The organism is Catenulispora subtropica, assembly GCF_039531675.1.
GTDB classification, from domain to species: Bacteria; Actinomycetota; Actinomycetes; order Streptomycetales; family Catenulisporaceae; genus Catenulispora; species Catenulispora subtropica.
Genome location: NZ_BAAAQM010000006.1, coordinates 193,166 through 215,279, shown reverse-complemented (window position 1 = coordinate 215,279; position 22,114 = coordinate 193,166). Strand labels below are relative to the sequence as shown.

The window sequence follows — 22,114 nt, the reverse complement described above, 5'->3', positions numbered from 1 at the left end:
GCGGATAACCCGGGCAGGCGATGCCGCCCACCCGCCACCCACCACCGCCCGTTGAGGAGACGCCACGCGTCGCAGTACCGAACGGGAGAGGAGCCTGCCGAGATCATGGCCGCGAACCAGCACGTCACCGGTGTCACCGTCGTCCCCGTCCCGTACAACGAACCGGTGCTCGCGTACCCGCCCGGCAGCCCCGACCGCGCCGCCCTGACCGCGAAGCTGGCCGAGCTGAGCGGCCTGCGGCACGACCTCACGGCGACCATCGGCGGGCACCAGCGGCCCGGCGGCGGCCGGCCGATCGACGTGGTCCAGCCGCACCACCACAAGGCTGTGCTCGGCACCCTGCACAACGCCACCCAGGACGACGCCCGCGCGGCCGCCGAGGCGGCCCGCGAGGCGGCCCCGGCCTGGCGGGCGCTGTCCTTCGACGACCGCGCCGCGATCCTGCTCCGGGCCGCCGACCTGCTCTCCGGCCCCTGGCGCGCGACGCTGAACGCCGCGACGATGCTGGGCCAGTCCAAGACGGTCGTGCAGGCCGAGATCGACAGCGCCTGCGAGCTGATCGACTTCTGGCGCTTCAACGTGCACTTCGCCCGGCAGATCCTGGCCGACCAGCCGCCCGAGAACTCGCCCGGCGTCTGGAACCGCGTGGACTACCGGCCGCTGGACGGGTTCGTCTACGCGATCACCCCGTTCAACTTCACCGCCATCGCCGGCAACCTGCCGACCGCCCCGGCCCTGATGGGCAACACGGTGATCTGGAAGCCCGCGCCCACGCAGCAGCTGGCGGCGCACTTCACGATGCGCCTGCTGGAGGCCGCCGGGCTGCCGCCCGGAGTGATCAACATGCTGCCCGGCGACGGCCTCGCGGTCTCCGAGGTGGTCCTCGCCGACCCGCACCTGGCCGGGATCCACTTCACCGGCTCGACCGCGACCTTCCAGCACCTGTGGCGGACCGTCGGCGAGAACATCGCCGCCTACCACGCCTACCCGCGGATCGTGGGGGAGACCGGCGGCAAGGACTTCGTGCTGGCGCACCCCTCGGCCGACAAGGCGGTGCTCAAGACCGCCCTGACCCGCGGCGCCTTCGAGTACCAGGGCCAGAAGTGCTCAGCCGCCTCGCGGGCCTACATCCCGCGTTCGCTCTGGGACGGCGCGGGTCTGCGCGAGGAGTTCTCGGCCGAGGTCGACGGCCTGAGCATGGGGGACGTCGCCGACCTGACCAACTTCCTCGGCGCGGTGATCGACGATCGGGCCTTCGCCAAGCACCGCCGGGTGCTGGACATCGCGCACAGCGACGACTCGATCCGGATCACCGCCGGCGGCACCGCCGACGACTCGGTCGGCTACTTCGTGCGGCCCACGGTGCTGGTCTGTTCGAACCCCGAGCACGAGATCTTCTCCACCGAGTACTTCGGCCCGCTGCTGTCGGTGTACGTGTATGACGACGCCGACTACGAGCGGGTGCTGCACGGCGTGGAGCACGTCACCCGCTACGCCCTCACCGGCTCGATCATCGCGCGGGACCGCGCGGCGGTGGCCGAGGCGATGAGCGTGCTGCGGTTCGCGGCCGGCAACTTCTACGTCAACGACAAGCCGACGGGCGCGGTCGTCGGCCAGCAGCCGTTCGGCGGGTCGAAGGGCTCGGGCACCAACGACAAGGCGGGCTCGCTGCTGAACCTGCTGCGGTGGACCTCGAAGCGGTCGATCAAGGAGACGTTCGTGCCGCCGACCGACTACCGGTACCCGTCGATGGGCTGAGCCGGTCCACGCCGCCGGCCACGGTCCGGCCGGCAGCCGCCTCCGAAGGGATCCGCGAAGTCCCTCACCGCCAGGCCGTGGAAGCCTGCTTCGCCAGGCCGACCACCGAGCCCAGGAAGTCGGCGATGGTCTCCAGCTGCCCGGTGTCGTATTTGTCGAGCATGGCGGTCGCGGACGTGTTCATCCCGGCGAACAGGCGGATGATCTCGCCGACCCGCTCGCGCACCGGCTGGATCAGCACCACGCGGCGGTCGTCGGGGTCGCGCTCGCGGGTGACCCAGCCCGCCTTCTCCAGCTTGTCCAGGATCCCGGTCATGGTGGCGGGGTGCATGCCCAGGCGCTGACCGAGCGCCTTGGCGCTCATCGCGCCGTCGCGCATCAGCACGTCCAGCGCCTTCATCTCCACGTCCCGCAGCCCCACCTGCTCGCCGGCCCGCAGGTTGAGCACCGTCATCACCACGCCCAGCTCCCGGATGCCGTCGGTGATCCGGTTCATGGTCCGGCGTCGCTCGCGGGAGGCCGCGGCGTCGGTGGATGATACGGAACTCATATGATACCTTCTTCGTATCGTACGGAACTCAAAGTAATCGTACCCGAGGGGGTCTGGCGTGTCTGCGTCCTTCCTATCAACCGGCAGGGGAAAGCTCATCCTGCTGCTGCTCTGCGGCGTCGCGTTCCTGGACCTGGTCGACGCGTCGATCGTGAACGTCGCGCTGCCCTCCATCCGCAAGGACCTTGACTTCGACACCCAGGGACTGCAGTGGGTGCCCAGCGGCTACCTGCTGACGTACGGGGGTTTCATGCTGTTGGGCGGCCGGGCCGCGGACCTGTTCGGCCGGCGCCGGGTGCTGGTCGCCGGGACCACGGTGTTCGGCGTCGCCTCCCTGGCCGGCGGCTTCGCGAACACCGCCGGGCTGCTCGTCGGGGCCCGGCTGGTGCAGGGCGTCGGGGCGGCGCTCATGATGCCCGCCGCGTTGTCGCTGCTCACCACCACGTTCAAGGAGGGTTCGGACCGCACCAAGGCGTTCGGTGCGTGGGGCGCGGTGGCCGGGCTGGCCTCGGCGGTCGGCGTGCTGGCCGGCGGTCTGCTCACCGACGGGCCGGGGTGGCGCTGGGTGATGTTCGTGAACCCGCCGGTCTGTGTCCTGATCCTGGCCGGCGCGTACCGGATGTTCGAGCCCGAGGACAAGCGCGTGTCGCTGAAGGGGCTGGACCTGTTCGGTGCGTTCCTGGCCACGGCCGGGATGCTGCTCCTGGTCTTCGCCCTGGTCAAGGCGCCGGATCAGGGCTGGGGATCGAGCCGGACGGTGCTGGAGCTGGCCGCGGCGGGCGTGCTGCTGGTGGTGTTCGTGGTCAACGAGCGCTTCACCGGCGACCCGCTGCTGCCGCTGTCGATCTTCCGGATCCGCGGTCTGGCCGCGGCGGACGTCACCCAGCTGGTCAGCGTCGCCGGCTTCATCTCCATGTTCTTCTTCCTCACCCTCTACATGCAGAACGTGCTCGGCTACTCGCCGATCCGCACCGGCCTGGCCTACCTGCCCGTCACCGGCGCGGTCGGGATCGGCGCGGGCATGGCGCCGAAGCTGGTGGCCAAGGTCGGCACCCGGCCGGTGGTGGTCGTCGGCTCGGTGATCGCCTCCACCGGCATCTTCCTGCTGTCGCGGCTGAAGGTGGACGGCGGCTTCGTCAGCGGCCTGCTGCCCGGGATGGTGGTCATGGCGATCGGCCTCGGATTCGTCTTCGTGGCGATCACGACGGCGGCCAACGCCGGCGTGCCGCACCACCAGGCCGGCCTGGCGGCGGCGCTGCTGAACGCCTCCCAGCAGGTCGGCGGCGCGCTGGGGCTGGCGATCTTCTCGGCGGTCTCCACGGCGCGGGTGAACCACCGGCTGGCGCACGGTGCGACTCCGCCGGCGGCGTTCACGTCAGGGCTTTCCCGGGCGTTGTTCGCCTGCGCGGTGGCGGTGATGTGCGGCGCGGTGATCGCCCTGCGGACTCGCAACGTGCACAGCGAGGCCGAGGCCGAAGGGCTGGCCGAAGTGGAGAAGCTCGTCGCGGTCGGCTGAGGCCGGAGAAGTCGCGGTAAGACGGTGAGGTCGACGGCGAAACGCAAGAGCCCGAAGTCCCTGCGGTAGCGTCTGCTATCGTAGAGATTTCGGGCACACAGATATAACCACCTGATGGTTATGCCCCGAATCTAGAATGTCGGGAGGCGTTTTGTCAAGGGGTACGGACGAAATCTTTCATGAGCAGCAGTACCTGAACCTCTTGTACGCCCGCCTCGACGCCCTGCGCGTGCGGGCCGGGGACCAGCTCGCCGGAGTCCTGCGGACCGAGCACGGCGGCACCCAGCAGGCCCGGACCGAGCGCGACACGTTCGCCACGGCCGGCGCCGGGCGGCTGGCGCAGCTGGACGCCGCCGAGGAAGGGCTCTGCTTCGGGAGGCTCGATCTGGACTCCGGCGAGCGCCGCTACATCGGCCGGATCGGGATCCTCGACGACGACGGCGACTTCGAGCCCCTGCTGCTGGACTGGCGCGCCCCGGCGGCGCGGCCGTTCTACGTGGCGACCTCCGCCGCGCCCCAGGGCGTGCGGCGGCGGCGCAGCATCCGCACGCGGTTCCGGACCGTCGTCGGGCTCGACGACGACGTGCTGGACCTGGACGTGGCGGTCGACGGCGAGGACTCCGGGCTGGTCGGCGAGGGCGCGCTGCTGGCCGCGCTGACCGCCGGGCGCACCGGCCGGATGCGCGACGTGGTGGAGACCATCCAGGCCGAGCAGGACCACGCGATCCGGTCGGAGCTGCGCGGTGTGCTGGTGGTCCAGGGCGGTCCCGGGACCGGCAAGACCGCGGTCGCGCTGCACCGGGCCGCGTACCTGCTCTACACCTACCGCGAGCGGCTGGTGAAGCGCGGGGTGCTGATCGTCGGGCCGAACCCGACGTTCCTGCGGTACGTCTCGCACGTGCTGCCGGCGCTGGGGGAGACGAGCGCCGTGCTGGCGACCGTCGGCGAGCTGTTCCCGGGCGTGCGGGCCTCCCGCGTGGACGCGCCGGAGGTCGCCGAGGTGAAGGGCCGCGCGGTGATGGCGGACCTGATCGCCGGCGCGGTGCGGGCCCGCCAGCGGGTGCCGGAGGACGCGCTGGAGGTCGTGTACGAGGGCGTGAAGTACCGGCTGGAGCGGGAGACCTGCGTCGCGGCGCGGGAGGCCGGGCGGACCGCGCACCGGCTGCCGAACTTCGGGCGCCGGGCCTTCGCCGAGCACATCATCGACGCGCTGGCCGGACAGGTCGTGGACCGGCTGAACGACGACCCGCACCGGCAGGAGACGCTCGCGCTGGTCAACCTGATCGCCGCCGAGCTCGGCGAGGAGCCGGCGGACATGGCCGACGGCGTGTTCCTGGGCCGCGAGGACCGGACCCGGGTCGCGGAGGCGCTGGCCGAGGAGCCGAGCGTGCAGGAGGCGCTGGACTGGCTGTGGCCGCAGCTGACGCCGCAGCGGCTGCTCGCCGAGCTGTTCGCGACGCCGGAGCTGCTGCGTGAGGCCGCCGACGAGGCGGCCGGGCTCGCGGGGGCCGCGGACGGCGCCCCGGTGCTGACGGACGCCGAGCTCGATCTGCTGCTGCGCACCCCCGGCGGCTGGTCCGCGGCCGACATCCCGCTCCTGGACGAGGCCGCGGAGCTGCTCGGCGACGTCGACACCGCGGCGGCCGCGCGGCGCGCCGAGGCGGCGCGGCGGGCCCGGATCGCCTACGCGCAGGGCGCGCTGGAGGTGGCCGAGGGCTCGCGGTCGATCGACCTGGAGGACCCGCGCGAGGAGATCGTCACCGCCGTGGACCTGGTCTCGGCCGAGATGCTGGCCGAGCGGTTCGAGGAGGAGGACGCGCGCAGCGTGGCCGAGCGGGCCATGGCCGACCGGACCTGGACCTTCGGGCACGTCATCGTGGACGAGGCGCAGGAGCTGTCGCCGATGGCCTGGCGGCTGCTGATGCGGCGCTGCCCGGCCCGGTCGATGACGCTGGTCGGGGACGTGGCGCAGACCGGCGACCCGGCCGGCGCGGCGTCCTGGGCGGAGATGCTGGCCCCGCACGTCGAGGACCGGTGGCGGCTGGCGGAGCTGACGGTCAACTACCGCACGCCCGCGGAGATCATGGCGGTGGCGGCCGAGGTGCTGCGCCGGATCGATCCGGGCCTGACGCCGCCGCGTTCGGTGCGGTCCAGCGGTGAGGAGCCGCGCAGGGTTCCGGTGCCGGCGGCTGAGCTCGTCGAGCGGGTCGCCGAGCTGGCGGCCCGGGAGGACGCGGCGCTGGCCGCCGGGACCGGCACCGACGGGGGCGACACCGGGCGGCTGGCGGTGCTGGCCCCGGCCGAGCTGGCGGCGGACGTGGCGGCGGCGGTCGCCGCGAAGCTGCCGGACGCCGGGTTCGGCCAGGACCCGGACCTGGAGCGGCGCACGGTCGTGCTGCCGGTGCGGCAGGCCAAGGGCCTGGAGTTCGACACGGTGCTGGTGGTCGAGCCGGACGCCGTCGCCGCCGCCGATCCGCACGGTGAGAACGACCTGTACGTCGCGCTGACCCGGGCCACGCGCCGACTCGTGATCGTGGAGTCCGAGGACTGACACGAGGACTGACGCGAGGACTGACACCCGTTCGCTGTGCGCGCCGCCGCTCGGTCCGTGACGGCGCGCACAGCACCACGGCCGGCGGCCTCCCCGGCGTCTATGCTCGGCGGCATGTTCGCTGTGAGCGCCGTGCGCATCGACCCCAAGGACCCGCTCTCCGGCCTCGAACTCGGGGAGCGCCCCGAGCCCGCGCCGCGGCCCGGCTGGACCGTCGTCACGGTGAAGGCGGCGGCCCTGAACCACCACGACCTGTGGACCCTGCGCGGCGTCGGCATCACCGAGGACAAGCTCCCGATGATCCTGGGCTGCGACGGCGCCGGCGTCACCGAGGACGGCACCGAGGTCCTGATCCACTCGGTGATCGACCCCCGGGACGGCGAGCCCTCGATCCTCACCGAGGCCTACGACGGCACCTTCGCCGAGCGGGTGCTGGTCCCGACCGCCAACCTGGTGCCCAAGCCCGCCGCGCTGAGCTGGGAGCAGGCGGCGTGCCTGCCGACGGCCTGGCTGACCGCGTACCGGATGCTGTTCCGCAACTCCGGCCTGCGCCCCGGCGACACGGTCCTGGTCCAGGGCGCCGGCGGCGGTGTGGCGACGGCGCTGATCGTGCTGGCCCGCGCGGCCGGGTTCCGGGTGTGGGCGACGTCCCGCAGCGAGGAGAAGCGCGCCCGGGCCCTGGAGCTCGGAGCGCACGCGGTGTTCGAGTCCGGTGCGCGCCTGCCGGAGCGCGTGGACGCGGTGATGGAGACGGTCGGCGCCGCGACCTGGGCGCACTCGGTGAAGTCGCTGCGCCCGGAGGGCACCATCGTGATCTCCGGCGCCACCTCCGGCGCGATGCCCCCGGCCGAGCTGACGCGCATCTTCTTCCTGCAGCTGCGCGTGGTCGGTTCCACGATGGGCTCGCTGGACGAGCTGAAAGCGCTGGTGCGGATGTGCGAGGCGACCGGCGTGCGGCCGGTGGTCGACTCGGTGTCCCCGCTGGCGCAGGCGCGGGCCGGGTTCGAGCGGATGGAAGAGGGCGAGGCGTTCGGCAAGATCGTCTTCACGCTCTGAGACGCGACGGCTAGGCGGGCGGGGCGGTCCGGTAGACGCTGCGGATCGCCCTGATGTCCGGCGCGACCTCGAACACTGAGGCCGGGACGTCGACGGCGAGGGCGGACAGCTCCCGCTTGACGCGCTTCGCGATACCGTTGCCGAGCATGAAGCGGGTCGGGGTGGCGGCACGCTGGGCGCCGTCGAGCAGGCGGAGCGCGCCGCGGCTGCCGATCTCGGTGTGGCGCAGGTCGAGGTAGCCGAGGCGGTGCCGGCCGGTGAGTGCTTCGGCGACGACAGCGGCGCCCGCCTCATCGAGCAGGTTGTCCGCGGCGCCCAGCACCGCGGCGGCCTTCACCCGCGCCGCGTCGAAGAGCTCGACACCCGCACCGGCGGCCGCCGCTATCAGCTCGGCCAGGGCCGCCGGACCGATGCCGTTGCTCGCGACCGACAGCCGCCGCAGGACACCCGCCGGTGCCCCCCGCAGAGCCTCGGCCAGCACGCGCGCGCCCGGATCGCCGAGGAACGCCGCCGACATGTAGAGCTCTGTGACCGCGCCGGCCGCCAGCAGCCGCGCCACCTCGCGGGCGCCGTCGGGCCCGAGCCGGTTGCCGCTCAGGTACAGCCGCTCGACGGCGTGGGCCCCGTCGCCCGCCTCGATCATCGCGTCCACCAGCACGGCGACGTCCCCGACCGCCATCCCGGTCTGCGTCAGGTCGATCGTCCGCAGCGCGGCTCCGGCGCGCACCGTCTCGGCGACCGCACGCACGCCGTCCGGGCCGACGGGGTTCCGTTTCAGCCAGAGCGCCTTCACCACCCCGGGCGACGCGATCAGCCGGCCCGCGATCTCGCAGACCCCGCCGCCGCCGATGTCGTTGCAGCCCAGGTACAGCGTCTCCACCTTCGCGGCCACCGCCTTGGGCGCGACCGCCGCCGCGCCGCCGTCCCCGAGGCCGTCGGTGCCGAGCAGCAGATGCTTCACCGGCCCGCCGCCCTCGGGCAGGGCCTCGGCGACCGCGGCGGCGCCGAGCGGCCCGAGGTCCTGCTTGCACATGTCCAGGCGGCCGTCCGGCAGGGCGGTGCCGGACGGGAAGTCGGTGCGGGCACGGACCGCCTCGCCGCGGCGGAGCCAGGCCAGGACCGGCGCCAGCTCCTCGGGCGGCCGCGGCTCGAAGCCGGTCACCACGCCACCGCCCGGTAGTCCTTGAGGAACACGCCGAACAGCGGTGCGCCGCCCTCGCCGCTGACGATCGGGTGGTAGATCCGGGCCGCGCCGTCGACGATGTCCAGCGGCGTGCGCCAGCCGGTCCGGGCGTGGCGGGCCTTGGCCGGCAGCGGCTTCTCGTCGGTGATCCAACCGGTGTCGACGCTGCTCAGGTAGACGCCGCGGGCCGCCAGCGCCTCGGCGCTGGTGCGGGTCAGCATGTTGAGAGCGGCCTTCGCCATGTTGGTGTGCGGGTGCCCCGCTGTCTTGTTCCGCACCTCGAAGCGGCCCTCCACGGCCGTGACGTTGACGATGTACCGCCGCGGGAAGGGCGAGCCGGTCAGCAGCGGCAGCAGCCGGTCGGCCAGCAGCGTGGGCGCGATCGCGTTCACGAGGTGGACCTCGAGCAGCTCGACCGGGTCCAGGTCGCCGAGTTCGGCCGACCACGAGTTGCGCGGCGAGGGATCGGGCAGCAGCCCGTTCTCGTCGACCCCCGCGAGCGACTCGGAGCTCTGCGAAGCGGGGGAGGCGCGCACCTCGCGGTACCCGGCGATCGGCGCCAGCTCGCGCGGCGGGCCGACCGCGCCCAGCTCCGCCGCCGCCCGCCGCTCGGCCGCGACCAGCGGCGCGTAGGAGGCCTCGGGCCGCCGCACCGTCTGGGCGGCGTTGTTGATCAGGATGTCCAGCGGCTCCCCGGCGGCGAGCAGGTCATCGCAGAGTTCGACCACCTGCCGCGGATCGCGCAGATCGAGGCCGGTGACGGTGAGCCGGTCCAGCCACTTCGGGCTGTCCTCGACCGCCCGGAAGCGGCGCACGGCGTCGTGCGGGAACCGCGTCACCACCCGCACCGCCGCCCCGTCGCGCAGCAGCATCAGCGCCACCTGGAAGCCGATCTTCACCCGGCCGCCGGTGACCAGCGCGCGCCGGCCGTCCAGCGGCGTGCGCGCCGAGCGCCACGCCAGGTTCTCGGCCGCGCACTCCGGGCACAGCTGGTGGTAGAACGCGGACACCTCGCCGTATTTCCGCTTGCAGACGTAGCAGCGCCGCTGGCGGGACAGGACACCGACCGCCCCGGTGTTCTCCGGGAGCGGGGTGTCCTCCCGGCGGTCGGGCGCCCCGGTCGTCGTGGCCGCCAGCAGCTCGCGGTCCGCCGCCTCCCGCCCCAGCCGCCGCTCGCGCTGGCGCTGCTTCCGGCCGTCGCGGATCAGGGACTCGGCGACCCGCTCCACTCGCAGCCGCACCGGATCGTCGGCGGGCAGCGTGGCGAGCGCGGACAGCGCGCGGCTCAGCTCGTCCGCGTTCATGTCTCAGCCCCCTGTCCCGCTCCCGCCCCGTCCATCGTGACAGTGGCGGTGGCGGTGGCGGTGACATCGGTGGCCCCGGCCGGATTCGAACCGGCGTTCCCCGCGTCGCTTGTGTCGTTCAGAGCGGTGCGCCTGCCTCTGCGCTACGGGGCCGCTCACGGAATCCTGGCGGAAGCCTGGCGTGCCCGGCAAGCCGCGAGGATGCCGACCCAGAACGCCTGCGCCTCCTCGGAGGCCCCGACCAGGTAGGTGGCGCGCAGCTTCGGCGGCAGATGCGCGGCGAGCCGGATCACCACCTCGCGCTGTTTCTGCAGCTGCGACAGCTCGGCGTTGGCGAACACCTGGTGCACCACGTCCGAGGCGTCGTCGCCCTCCGCGTTGCCGGCCAGGGCCCGGGCCAGCCGCTCCTCCCAGACGCCGACGTCGGCGGCCAGCTCCTTCAGGCCGGTGCGCTGCGATCCGGCCAGCCGCGCGGTCAGCGCGCCCAACGGCACCGGCGCGTACTCGCCGTCGCCGAGGTAGACCAGGCCGTGCTGCAGCGGCAGGCCGCGGCCGTGCAGCCGGATCAGCCGCTCCAGGGTGCGCTTGGTGATCCAGGCGCGGCCCTCGTCGTCGATGTCGTTCTTCCACCACTCCAGCACGGTCTCGGCGACCGAGCCGTAGCGGGCGATCAGCCACTCGTTGGCCGGGATGTCCTCCGGCGTGATGTCCAGCGAGGCGGTGAACCGGGTGGCCTGCGCGATGTTGTTGCGCGAGACCAGCAGTTTGCGGCCCACGTGGTAGGGCGGGTTCTGCAGGGCTATCTGGGCCCGCAGGTTCCGGATCGGCCGGCCGGCCACCGACCACTCCTGGGTGATCTCCATCAGCCGGGCGAACGCCGCCTTGTCCTTCGGCCGGTTGTACTCGTCCCAGACCACGACCTTCGGCTCGTCGCCGGTGAAGCCGGCGGCCAGCAGGTTGTCGAGGGTGCCGTCGGGGGAGGGGACCGGCGCGCACAGGTCCTCGACGCTGGTCACCGGCAGCGAGAAGTACAGCGGGTCGCGGCGCAGGCCCTCCTGCACCATGGCGCGCACCAGCTCGGTCTTGCCGCAGCCGGGCGGGCCCTGGACCAGCACCGCCCAGCGGTTCTTCAGCGCGGCCCGCACCAGGCGCCGCACCGGGTCGGCGACGGTGGCGCGGTTCGGCACGCCCAGGGCCGCGGCGATCGCGTCCAGGATCTCCGCGGTGCGGTCCACCTCCTTGGTGCGGCCGCCCTCGCCGGCCGGCAGCGCGAGCCGCAGCCGCGCGCCGTTGAGCAGCGGCAGGCCCCAGACCAGCGGGAAGCCCTCGGCGGCGTTGGCCAGGATGTGCTCCAGGGTGCGCGGCGACAGCAGCCGCCGGATCTCCGGGGGCTGCGACGCCCACACCCGGAACACCCCGGTCAGGTCGAACTGCCCGAACCGGCGCCGCAGCGCGTCCCGCCAGGCGGTGTCGTTGGCGGTGACCCGGATCGTCACCATCCGGTCCAGGATCGCGAAGTCGCTGCGGCGCGCCGCGGTCTCGGCCAGCGACTCGTTGTCGGCCAGGAACACGCCGATGCAGCCCAGCGCCCGCAGGTCGTGCTCGCCCAGGGTCCAGTTGCAGGCGATCTGCATCAGCTGCGACTGGATCGCCGGGCCGGCCTGCAGCGAGTCGTCGATCAGCAGCACGAACCGGCGGCCCGGCTTCAGCTGGCGCATCACCAGCTGCCGCAGCACCAGCTCGCCGCTGCGCGGGTCCCGCACCGGCGCGTTCACCAGCAGGTCGTCGGGCGCCAGGTTGGCCGCCGGGACGTAGACCAGCTCGGTGTCCTCGTAGGCGCGCCTGATGTGCGAGGCGAAGGTGGCGGTCTTGCCGATGCCGTGCTCGCCGAAGACCTGCCCGGTCTGGCCCAGGTCGATCATCGCGTCGATGAACGCCTCCAGCGCCGAGGGCCGCGCCGCGCCCTTCCCGTCGCCGCCGCGCGCGCCGGGCACCGCGGCCTCGGCGGGGTCGAGGCCGAGGTCCTCGTCCCCCGCGCGGGTGTGGTGCGCGGCGTGGTTCACGGTGTGCTCGCTCAACGGTCCCCCGTTCGTACCTTGTGACAGGCCATCTGCGGCGTGTGGTGCTCGGGCCAGTCGTCACCGTGTTCGGTGATCAGCCAGATCCACTTGTCCGGTTCGGCCGGCGTGATGTGCGGGGCGAAACCGTCGGTCACCATGATGACGGCGTCCAGCGTCTCGTCGAACACCTCCCCGTCCCGGTCCGCCGGCGTGCGGCCCTCCAGATAGTCCGCGACGACCTGGAAGCTGGTCCCGCCGCCGCCGACCAGCGACTGGCCGGGCTCGAACGGCGCCACCACGCCGTCGAACGACAGCCAGTGCGCCTCCACCCCGTCCAGCTGGCCGACCAGCGAGGAGATCCAGTCCAGGACCGGGTCCGGCATGGATCCGGAGGCGTCGACGGCGATCGCCACCACCCGCTTGTGCTCCCGGCCGCGCCGGGACAGGGTCGGGTCCTCGCCGAGCGCGGCCAGCACCGCCCCGCGCTTCTTCGGGTAGATCAGCCGCTCGCCCTCGGCCAGTTTGGAGGCCAGCACGTCCACCAGCCAGCGCTGCCACCAGTCCACCCGCCGGGTGCGCTGGGTCTGGCCGCGGATGATCCCGGCGCCCAGGTCGCCCCACAGCTTGGACAGCCGGTCGGTGGCGCCGTCGGTGCGGTCGATGAGGTCCAGCAGCTCCTCGCGCGCCGCCCGCACCCCGCGCTTGCCGGCCAGCAGCACGTTCGCCAGCACCTCGTTGCCGATCCGCTCGATGGTCTCCGGGTCGGCGAGCTCGTCCTGCAGCTCCTGGAGCAGCTCGTGGACGCACAGCGGCGGCGGCGCCGGCGGATCCTTCATCCGGCTCAGCTCGGTGTAGCAGCCCATGTCGGTCCGGATGAAGTCCTCGTAGTCGAACGGCTTCAGGCCCTGCTCGGTGAGGTCGGCGTGGTAGCGCCGGAACACGTCGCGCGGATCGATGCCGGTGGACTCGCCGTCCACCCGCGGCAGCGCGTCGCGGCGCAGCCGGGTCAGCGCGACGTGGTTGATGGTGGACTCGATGGCGATGTCGAAGACCGGGTCCTCACGCAGCTCCGGCTCGGTGAACAGGTGCCGCTGGATCAGGTGCCGCGCCTCGTGGAAGAGCACGAACTTCACGCCGTCCAGCCCGAGCTTGACGAAGAACTCGGGGTTGAACAGCAGCAGGCAGGAACCGTCGCCGGAGGCCATGACCGCCGCCGTCTCGATGGCCGTCGTGGGGATCTGGTGGGCGCACTTGGAGTAGATCCAGCCGGCGATCGCCGAGGACTCCATCCCGAAGTCGACGAGCGCGGCCTCCTTCAGCCGGACCGCCTCGGCGATCGTCGCCGGGTCGGCGGGCCGCCAGTCGGCCAGCGCCCGGCGGTCGGTGGCGTTCACCGGCAGGCGGCGGGAGCGGCGGTCGGAATCGCCGGACTTCATGCGTCGTCGCCCTCCTGCGCGGTACCCTCGCGGACCGGACGGCCGACCGGTCCCCGGTGCAAGTCTCGTACGCCGCGCTCCGCCGGTCGAACCGTTTGGTCCACAGTCTCATTCCCGAGCCGGTGAACGAAGCCGTTCATAGGGCTGCCCCGGCCTCCAGCTCGTCGAGCAGGCCGTACAGCGACGCGCCGGTCTCCAGCATCCGCAGCCAGCGCCCGGGGTGCCCGTCGAGGAGCGCCCGGACCCGCTCGGCGGTGTCGGGCCGGGTGGGGTGGAAGGCGGCGTCCCAGGCCCTTGTGACGCGCTCGGGGTGCCGCGTCTCGACTCCCGCGGCCGCCGCCTGGAGCGGGGCGTCGTCGTGGGCGGCCATCGAGGCGCGGACGGCGTCGTGCATGCGCTCCAGGCTGCCGGCGCGCTCCAGCTCCAGCGCCCACACCGGCTCGGGCCCCGCGGCCTCGGCGAGCCGGGCGTACGCGGCGATCCGGCGATCGGTCTCGATCACGCGGCCGCCTCGCCGCAACACGGTGTGCAGCACCTCCGGCGACCGCGACTCCAGCGCGGGGAGCAACAGGCCGGGCTCGGCGTCGCGGGTCACCAGCCGCCGTATCAGCCCCGGATAGAGCCCTCCGGCCGCCTCCGACCGCACCACCGCCGCAACCCGCAGCTCCCGCGACGCCAGCGGATGCAGATACACCGCCGCCAGCACCTGCGGCTCCGCCGGCTCCCGGTCCGCGAGCCGCCACAGCGTCCCCCCGGTCGCCGCCGGGTTGCGGGCCGCGGCCAGCCGCATCGCCGGCGTGCCGTGCGGACCGAGGGCGTGGTCGAGGAGGCGGCGGGGAACCGGGCCGCGGTCGAGGATGCGGGTGAGGACGCCGAGGAGGGCTCGGGTCTCCCGATCGGGAGATGCAGCAGGCCGCTCGGCGCCGTCCGCCGGCCCGCCGGCCACCGCGGCGGCCGCCAGCAGCCGATCGACCACTCCCTCCGGCGCGATCTCCAGCAACACCGCGGCCGGATCGACCCCGCGCGGCCAGCGGTCGGCGCGCCGGGCCGGCAGGCCCACGCCGTCGTCGACCGCGCGGACCAGCTCGGTCAGGCTGTCCTCCCAGGCGCCGACGCGGGTCAGCACCTTGAGCCAACGCGCCGGATCCGGGCCGATCGCCTCGGCGGCCGCAGCGCGCAGGTCCGCCTGATAGCGCTCCTCGGCTTCGGAGGGAATCCGGGAGTTGTGCGGGGCGAAGCTGTTGTCACCCTTCGCCGTGTAGTACTCCGTCAGACCCGGCGGGACGGGGGTCGCCAGGGCCAGCACGGCCGACGCCGGGGCCGCGTACTCCATCACGTCGCGCGCGCTCAGGGAGCCGTGCAGCAGGCCGCGGCGCAGCAGCTCGCGCAGACCGAAGTGGCGGGCCGGGGGGTTCAGCTCGCGGGTGTCGACCGCGGCGCAGATCACGGCCGCGACACCCGGCCGCGCCGTCCAGTACACGGCCCGCGGATAGTGCTCCTCAAGCAGGACGCGCGCGCTCTCGGGGATGTCCTCGCGGGCGGACGCCTCATCCAGCCCGCGTGACGTCATCTGGGCGGCCTGCGTGCCCTCGTCACCGTCGCCGAGCACCTTCGCGAAGGACAGGACGCTGTCCCAGTCCAGGTCATAGTGCTGCGACGCGACGTTCGGGGCGGTCCACCGGTCCGCGTCGTCGGCCGGCGGCGGCAGGGCGTTCGACTGGGAGCGCTGGAGGAGATAGCGGAGGTTCGCGGAGGTGCCCTCGTCACCGAGGAGGAGAACCGCCTGCCACTGGCTGTACCGGTACTGCGAGTCGTCGGAGGCCGCCTCGGCCACCATCGCCCGCAGCCCGCCGGTCCACACATCGTCCAGCCGCCGGTGATCGCGCAGTGTCTGCAACGCCCTCGCGACGCCGGTCAGGCTGCGCAGCCGGATGCCCAGCGGCAGGGCGAACGCGGCCAGGTCCGGATCGTCGGCGAACAGCGCGGCGTCCAGCAGCAGCCGCTCGATCCGCGCCGGATGCGGATGGTCGTAGCCGGCCAGACGGCGCTCGATGCGGTGCACCTGCCTCCGTACGAACCGGTCGACGCCCGGCGCGATCATTGGCCGGCCGTCCGCACCCCGGCGGTCCCGCAGCACCGCGCGCAGAACCCAGTCCCGCGGACGCGGCGCCAGGTCGTCCCGGAACAGCAGCTCGTCCACCGCCGGATCGGCCAACCGGATCAGCGCCCGCAGCACGGCGTCGGGGTCCGCGACCGTCTCGTCCGCGAGCGCCCGACGCGTCAGGGCGAGCAGCGCGGCCGAGCCCTTGTCCTCCACCGCGCCGGTACCGCCGCCGTCCGCGGCCCGCGCCAGGACGAAGTCGCTCACCGCGACCCCGATGGGCAGCGCCGCACTCGCGACCCCCGCAGCCAGCTCCGCGTCCCCGAGGGCGCCGAGCACCGTTGGCACGTCGTCCCACCCCGCGTAATGCAGCGCGTCGATCAACCCTGCGACGATCACCATGGCTCCCTCCCGCACGCCATGATGCCGCACGGATACGACGGAGCGCGCCGGGGCATCGTGTCCCCGGCGCGCGCCGCCACCCCCTCGCAACCGGGACCGTCAGCCCCGGAAGATGTCCCGCAGCTCCCGCGCGGCGCGCTCCAGCACCTCACGGGCCGCGGCCAGCTGGTCCTGCGTCACCGGGATGTCCGGCCGCCGCTCCCGCGCCATGGTCCGGATCTCGTCGCGGAAGTGCAGGAACGTCGAGCGCAGCTCGTCCAGCTGCTCCCGGTCCGCCCGGTCGCGGCTGCGCCGGCCGGTCCAGTCGTCGACGCTGTCCTGCGCCACCCGCTGCCAGCGCGCGGCCTCGTCCTGCCAGTGCTCGCGCCACTGCGCGGCCCACTGGTCCTTCCACTGTTCCTTCCAGTCGTGCTGGGCGCGCTTCCACTCCCGCCACTCGTCCTTGCTCCACTGCGAGCGGTCGGCCGGGGGGTGCGTCGATGCCCTTTCGGAACCGTGGCGCTCGCCCTGGTGGCCTCTGCCCATGCTGCCGGCGTCGTAAGTGGGGCGCTTCGACGACTCCGAGCGGGCCTCCGCGGCGGCGGCGCGCAGTTCCTCCTGGATGTGGCGGGCGGACTCCTTGACCTCGTCGCGGATCTCCTCGGCGAGGCTGCTCACGGACTCCCGGATCTCGGCCTCCAGCGCCGCCATGTCGTCGGCGCGGGACTCCAGCTCGGCGCGGCCGGCGTCGGTGATGTGGTACACCTTGCGCCCGCGCTCGTCGGTCTCGTGCCGGATCAGGCCCTCGCTCTCCAGACGCGACAGCCGCGGGTAGACCGTGCCGGCGCTGGGCGCGTACAGGCCCTGGAACCGTTCCTTGAGCTGCTGGATGATCTCGTACCCGTGCTTGGGGCTCTCGGCGAGCAGCTTCAACAGGTACAACCGCAGCCGTCCGTGTCCGAAGACGGGTGCCATCTAAAGGTCCTCTCCAGCAGTGTCGTGTCCCCCGACGGCGTCGTCCGCGCCCGAGTCCTTCAGGCCGGGGTCGACGGCCCTCCTCAGCAGCGTCATGTCCCCCGACACGGCCCGGGCCCGCAGCCGGCCCGCCCCGGTGCCCAGCCGGCCGGACAGCTGCCGGGGCTTGGCGAACGGGATCTGCCGGCTGCCGAACCGCGCCTGGTCCTGCAGGCCGTCGAAGGTGGTGACGGTGCGTCCGCTCATGGTGGACATGTCCACGTCCAGGTTGGCGTCCTCGGGGGCCCGGACGATGACCGCGCCGGAGACCACGTTCAGGTCCAGCCGCGGGGCGTCGGTGCCGTCCTCCAGGTCCACGGTGATCGCGCCGGAGGTGGTGCCGGCCTTGATCGTGTTGCCGGCGCCGAGCGCCATCACGGTGATCGCGCCGGAGACGGTGTGCGCGCTCAGGTCGTCGGTGACGCTCTCCGCGGTGATCGGCCCGGACACGGTCTTGACGTCGGTCGGGCCGTGCAGCTGGGCCAGCGTGATCTCCCCGGAGACCCCCTGCACCCGGGTGCGCTCGTGCAGGTTCGAGACCACCAGCGGCCCGGAGACCACGGTGACGTCCACCAGGCAGTCCGGCGGCACCTGGATCGAGATGTCGGCCTCGATCCTGCGTCCGTGCATCAGCCAGCCCAGCACGTTGGGCTTGAACTCGCCGTGCCGCACGACCAGCTCGCCGTCCTCGTCCTCGACGACGACCGGCTCGTCACCCTTGATCCGGGTCACGTCGACCAGGGCCGCCCCGTCCTGGCCGGCCCCCACGACGTCGACCTTGCCGGAGGTGCTGACCACCTTCAGCCGGTGGACGCCCTCGAAGGCGAGCCGCTCCGGCTCGCGCAGCTCGTGTCTCGTCATCGCCTTCGGCCCTTTCACGATGTATCGCGTCTCTGTTGGAGACGATATATCGCGTTGCTGGACTAAGCAAGCGACGTGCGCCCGGCGCTAATCCTCCTCGTCGTCCAACCGCGCCAGCCAGGTGGCCAGCCGGTCCACCGCGGCCTCGAACTCCGGGTTCAGGTCGGTGAACGTGCGCAGTTGTTCGGCGAGCCAGCCCAGCGACACCTCCTCGTCCCCGCGCCGCTTCTCCAGCTCCTCGATCCCCCGGTCAGTGAAGTACATCGCGTCTTCCTCCTAGACGAAAGGGTGGGATCCGCGCCACGGCGCGGATCCCACCCAGAACCCTGCTATGCGATCACGGATGTCAGCCGGTGAAAGCGTCCTCGACCAGCTGCGCCTGCTCCACGTTGTGCCGCTTGGCCGAGCCCACGGCCGGCGAGGACGCCGCCGCCCGGGAGACCACGGTCAGGCCCCGGCCCAGCGCCGCCGGCAGGTTCATCGCGATGAACGGCCACATGCCCTGGTTGGCCGGCTCCTCCTGGACCCAGCGCAGGTCCACGTCCGGGCCGTAGGAGGCGAGCGCCGCGGCGATCTCGGCGGCCGGCAGCGGGTGCAGCCGCTCCACCCGGATGATCGCGGTGTCGGTGATGCCGTCCTTGCGCCGCTTGGCCGCCAGCTCCCAGTAGAGCTTGCCGGAGACCAGCAGCACTCGGCGCACGCCGGCCGGGTCGACCGTGACGTCCGGCAGCACCGGCTCGAAGCGGCCCGAGGTGAAGTCGGACACCGGCGAGACCGCGTCCTTCAGCCGCAGCATCGACTTCGGGGTGAACACCACCAGCGGCTTGTGCGCCGGGTTGTGCACCTGCCAGCGCAGCAGGTGGAAGTAGGACGCCGGGGTGGAGGGCATCGCCACCGTCATGTTGTTCTGCGCGCACAGCTGCAGGAACCGCTCCGGGCGGGCCGAGGAGTGGTCCGGGCCCTGGCCCTCGTAGCCGTGCGGCAGCAGCAGCACCACGCCGGAGCGCTGGCCCCACTTCTGCTCGCCGGAGGAGATGTACTCGTCGATCACCGACTGCGCGCCGTTGACGAAGTCGCCGAACTGCGCCTCCCACAGCACCAGGGCGTTGGGCCGGGCCACCGAGTAGCCGTACTCGAAGCCCAGCGCCGCGTACTCGCTCAGCAGCGAGTCGTAGACCGTGTACTTGGCCTGGTCCGGGGTCAGGTTGGACAGCGGGGTGTACTCCGAGGCGTTCTCCCGGTCCACCAGGACGTGCTGGCGCTGCACGAAGGTGCCGCGCCGGGAGTCCTGGCCGGCCAGCCGCACCGGCACGCCCTCCATCAGCAGCGAGCCGAAGGCCAGGGTCTCGCCCATGCCCCAGTCGATGGTGTTGTCGGTGACCATCTGCGCCCGCTTCTGCAGCGGCTGCAGCACCTTGGTGTGCGGGGTGAAGCCGTCCGGCAGCGAGACCTGGGAGTCGGCGATGACCTTGACCGTCTGCTCGGTGATCGCGGTCTCCACCTGCGCCGGGTAGGGCTGCACGTCCACCGCGAAGGTCGCCGACACCGGGGCCTTGGAGACCTCCTTGGTCTCCGCGAAAACCCGCTCCAGCTGGCCCTGGTAGTTGCGCAGGGCCTCCTCGGCCTCTTCCAGGGTGATGTCGCCGCGCCCGATCAGGGCCTCGGTGTAGAGCTTGCGGACGCTGCGCTTGGCCTCGATGAGGTTGTACATCAGCGGCTGCGTCATCGACGGGTCGTCGCCCTCGTTGTGGCCGCGGCGGCGGTAGCAGATCATGTCGATGACGACGTCCTTGTTGAACGCCTGGCGGTAGTCGAACGCCAGCTGCGCCACCCGCACGCAGGCCTCGGGGTCGTCGCCGTTCACGTGGAAGATCGGCGCCTCGATCATCCGCGCCACGTCGGTGGCGTAGATCGAGGACCGCGAGGAGGTCGGCGAGGTGGTGAACCCGACCTGGTTGTTGATCACCAGGTGCACGGTGCCGCCGGTGCGGTAGCCGCGCAGCTGCGACAGGTTCAGGGTCTCGGCCACCACGCCCTGGCCGGCGAAGGCGGCGTCGCCGTGGATCAGCAGCGGCAGCACCGTGAACCCGGCCGAGGCCTTGTCGATGATGTCCTGCTTGGCCCGGACGGTGCCCTCCAGCACCGGGTCCACGGTCTCCAGGTGCGACGGGTTGGCCGCCAGCGAGACCGTGATCGTCGAGCCGTCCAGCGCGGTGTAGGTGCCGGTGGCGCCCAGGTGGTACTTCACGTCGCCGGAGCCGTGCATGCTCTTGGGGTCCAGGTTGCCCTCGAACTCCCGGAACACCTCGGCGTACTCCTTGCCGACGATGTTCGTCAGCACGTTGAGCCGGCCGCGGTGCGCCATGCCGATCGCGACCTCGTCCAGGCCGGTCCGGGCGGCGTCGGAGAGGATCTCGCCGAGCAGCGGGATGGCGGACTCGCCGCCCTCCAGCGAGAACCGCTTCTGGCCCATGAACTTGACCTGCAGGAAGGTCTCGAACGCCTCGGCGGCGTTCAGCCGCTCCAGGATCCGCAGCTGCTCGGCGCGCTCCGGCTTGGCGTAGCCGTGCTCCACCCGGTCCTGGATCCACTTGCGCTCGTCCGGGGACTGGATGTGCATGTACTCGATGCCGATGGTGCGGCAGTAGGAGTCGCGCAGCACGCCCAGCACGTCCCGCAGCTTCATCAGCTTCTTGCCGCCGAAGCCGCCGGTGGCGAACTCGCGCTCCAGGTCCCACAGGGTCAGGCCGTGGCTGACCACGTCCAGGTCCGGGTGCCGGCGCTGCTTGTACTCCAGCGGGTCGGTGTCCGCCATCAGGTGGCCGCGGGTGCGGTAGGACTCGATGAGCTCCTGCACGCGCGCGGTCTTGTTGATGTCGTCCTCGTGCGAGGCGCTGATGTCCTGGACCCAGCGGACCGGCTCGTACGGGATCCGCAGCGACTCGAAGACCTTGTCGTAGAACCCGTCCTCGCCCAGCAGCAGCTGGTGGATGATCCGCAGGAAGTCGCCGGACTGCGCGCCCTGGATGATCCGGTGGTCGTAGGTCGAGGTCAGGGTCATGATCTTGCTGACCGCGAGCCGGGCCAGGGTCTCCTCGGAGGAGCCGGCGTACTCGGCCGGGTACTCCATGGCGCCCACGCCCAGGATCGTGCCCTGGCCCTTCATCAGGCGCGGCACCGAGTGCACGGTGCCGATGGTGCCCGGGTTGGTCAGCGAGACCGTGGTGCCGGCGAAGTCGTCCGGGGTCAGCTTGTTGCCCCGGGCCCGGCGCACCACGTCCTCGTAGGCCTGCCAGAACTCGCGGAAGTCCATGAGCTCGGCGCCCTTGATGCTCGGCACCAGCAGCTGCCGGGTGCCGTCCGGCTTCACCTGGTCGATGGCCAGGCCCACGTTGACGTGCGCCGGGGTCACCACCGCGGGCTTGCCGTTCTCGGTGGTGTACGAGTTGTTCATCGACGGCATCGCCTTGAGCGCCTGCACCAGGGCGTAGCCGATGATGTGGGTGAACGAGACCTTGCCGCCGCGGGCCCGCTTCAGGTGGTTGTTGATCACCACGCGGTTGTCGATCAGCAGCTTGGCCGGCACGGCCCGCACGCTGGTCGCGGTCGGCACCTCCAGCGAGGCCTCCATGTTCGTGACCACGCGGGCCGCCGGGCCCTTCAGCACCGCCGTGGTGGCGGCCGCGGTGCCGGCCACCGCCGGGGCGGCGGTGGTGGCCGCGTCCCGCGGGACCTGCACCGGGGCGGCCGGCGCGGCCGGGGCCGCGGGGGTCTCGGAGGAGGCGGCCGGGGCCGGTCGCGCGGGTGCGGCGGGCGCCGGAACGGCCGCGGCGGGTGTGGTGGCCGACGTGTCGGAGGTCACAGTCACTTCGGGGTTATCAACCTTCGCAACGGGGGCAAGAGCCTGCGCGGCGGCAGAGCTGTCCGTGGGCTGGTAGTCGTTGAAGAAGTCCCACCACGCACGGTCCACACTCTCCGGGTCGCGCAGGAACTGCTGGTAGATCTCGTCCACCAGCCACTCGTTCGGGCCGAACTCGGCCAGGGTGTGTCCCGGCGTCGAACCCGGGGTACCGGCAGTCTGATCGGTGGGTGCCTGCTGCGACGGCTGTGGCGACACGGCGGTTTCCGCCCTCTTCCGCGTGGGTGCGTATAGGAGTGCACAGCGTCCACGAACGGGTCGGAACGTGGACGTCATAGCGGTCATCCAGGGTACGCCGGTATAGGGGGTTCGTGCAGGCGCGCCTCGGGTTAGAGGCACTGATCACACCGGTGAACGACGGAAAATCCCTCCATCTGACTACGCCGCCTGGTCCGGAGTGACCAGATTCACATCCCTTCGGGTA

The 22,114-nt window shown here is 72.5% G+C and carries 14 protein-coding genes and 1 tRNA gene; 4 read left to right on the top strand and 11 right to left on the bottom strand.

Annotation, left to right across the window (positions count from 1 at the left end; genetic code table 11):
• The first annotated feature begins 105 nt into the window (after positions 1–105).
• Positions 106–1,758, top strand: coding sequence for an L-glutamate gamma-semialdehyde dehydrogenase (gene pruA, locus ABD466_RS08310; RefSeq protein WP_344656363.1), 1,653 nt, complete (start codon positions 106–108; stop codon positions 1,756–1,758).
• Between the two features lie 64 nt (positions 1,759–1,822).
• On the opposite strand, the gene ABD466_RS08305 is transcribed toward pruA, so the two are convergent.
• Positions 1,823–2,308 (bottom strand): MarR family winged helix-turn-helix transcriptional regulator, encoded by a 486-nt coding sequence (locus tag ABD466_RS08305; RefSeq protein WP_344656362.1) that lies wholly within the window; start codon positions 2,306–2,308, stop codon positions 1,823–1,825.
• A gap of 58 nt (positions 2,309–2,366) precedes the next feature.
• Here ABD466_RS08305 and ABD466_RS08300 point away from each other — a divergent pair, with 58 nt between their 5' ends.
• From ABD466_RS08300 to ABD466_RS08290, 3 genes are all read left to right on the top strand, one after another.
• The gene (locus tag ABD466_RS08300) at positions 2,367–3,824 is read left to right on the top strand and encodes an MFS transporter (RefSeq protein ID WP_344656361.1); all 1,458 of its coding nucleotides are present in this window, start codon (positions 2,367–2,369) and stop codon (positions 3,822–3,824) included.
• A gap of 136 nt (positions 3,825–3,960) precedes the next feature.
• A complete protein-coding gene (locus ABD466_RS08295) occupies positions 3,961–6,375 on the top strand; it encodes a HelD family protein (RefSeq protein WP_425558583.1) in 2,415 nt (804 codons plus the stop codon).
• A 114-nt stretch (positions 6,376–6,489) separates the two neighbouring features.
• Positions 6,490–7,431, top strand: coding sequence for a zinc-binding dehydrogenase (locus ABD466_RS08290; RefSeq protein ID WP_344656359.1), 942 nt, complete (start codon positions 6,490–6,492; stop codon positions 7,429–7,431).
• A gap of 10 nt (positions 7,432–7,441) precedes the next feature.
• On the opposite strand, the gene ABD466_RS08285 is transcribed toward ABD466_RS08290, so the two are convergent.
• The 10 genes from ABD466_RS08285 to ABD466_RS08240 all read right to left on the bottom strand — a co-directional run bounded on the left by ABD466_RS08285 (position 7,442) and on the right by ABD466_RS08240 (position 21,888).
• Positions 7,442–8,593 carry a leucine-rich repeat domain-containing protein gene (locus ABD466_RS08285; RefSeq protein ID WP_344656358.1) on the bottom strand — a complete coding sequence of 384 codons (1,152 nt, stop codon included), beginning with the start codon at positions 8,591–8,593 and terminating at the stop codon, positions 7,442–7,444.
• The gene (locus ABD466_RS08280) at positions 8,590–9,918 is read right to left on the bottom strand and encodes an SDR family NAD(P)-dependent oxidoreductase (RefSeq protein ID WP_344656357.1); all 1,329 of its coding nucleotides are present in this window, start codon (positions 9,916–9,918) and stop codon (positions 8,590–8,592) included. Before ABD466_RS08280 ends, ABD466_RS08285 begins: the two co-directional genes overlap by 4 nt.
• Before the next feature lie 70 nt (positions 9,919–9,988).
• A tRNA-OTHER gene (locus tag ABD466_RS08275) sits at positions 9,989–10,071 on the bottom strand.
• A gap of 2 nt (positions 10,072–10,073) precedes the next feature.
• Positions 10,074–11,840 carry an AAA family ATPase gene (locus ABD466_RS08270; RefSeq protein WP_344656392.1) on the bottom strand — a complete coding sequence of 589 codons (1,767 nt, stop codon included), beginning with the start codon at positions 11,838–11,840 and terminating at the stop codon, positions 10,074–10,076.
• Between the two features lie 152 nt (positions 11,841–11,992).
• Positions 11,993–13,414, bottom strand: coding sequence for a vWA domain-containing protein (locus tag ABD466_RS08265; protein WP_344656356.1), 1,422 nt, complete (start codon positions 13,412–13,414; stop codon positions 11,993–11,995).
• 136 nt (positions 13,415–13,550) lie between these two features.
• On the bottom strand, positions 13,551–15,917 hold the full coding sequence (locus ABD466_RS08260) for a hypothetical protein (protein ID WP_344656355.1): 2,367 nt from the start codon (positions 15,915–15,917) through the stop codon (positions 13,551–13,553).
• Between the two features lie 99 nt (positions 15,918–16,016).
• Entirely contained in the window at positions 16,017–16,871 is an 855-nt protein-coding gene (locus ABD466_RS08255; RefSeq protein WP_344656354.1) for a PadR family transcriptional regulator, read from the bottom strand.
• Positions 16,872–17,771, bottom strand: coding sequence for a DUF4097 family beta strand repeat-containing protein (locus ABD466_RS08250; protein WP_344656353.1), 900 nt, complete (start codon positions 17,769–17,771; stop codon positions 16,872–16,874). It lies immediately after the preceding gene.
• Between the two features lie 87 nt (positions 17,772–17,858).
• A complete protein-coding gene (locus ABD466_RS08245; protein ID WP_344656352.1) occupies positions 17,859–18,035 on the bottom strand; it encodes a DUF6104 family protein in 177 nt (58 codons plus the stop codon).
• An 82-nt stretch (positions 18,036–18,117) separates the two neighbouring features.
• Positions 18,118–21,888: a multifunctional oxoglutarate decarboxylase/oxoglutarate dehydrogenase thiamine pyrophosphate-binding subunit/dihydrolipoyllysine-residue succinyltransferase subunit gene (locus tag ABD466_RS08240; protein ID WP_425558582.1), complete on the bottom strand. Its 3,771-nt coding sequence runs from the start codon at positions 21,886–21,888 to the stop codon at positions 18,118–18,120.
• Positions 21,889–22,114: the final 226 nt, after the last annotated feature.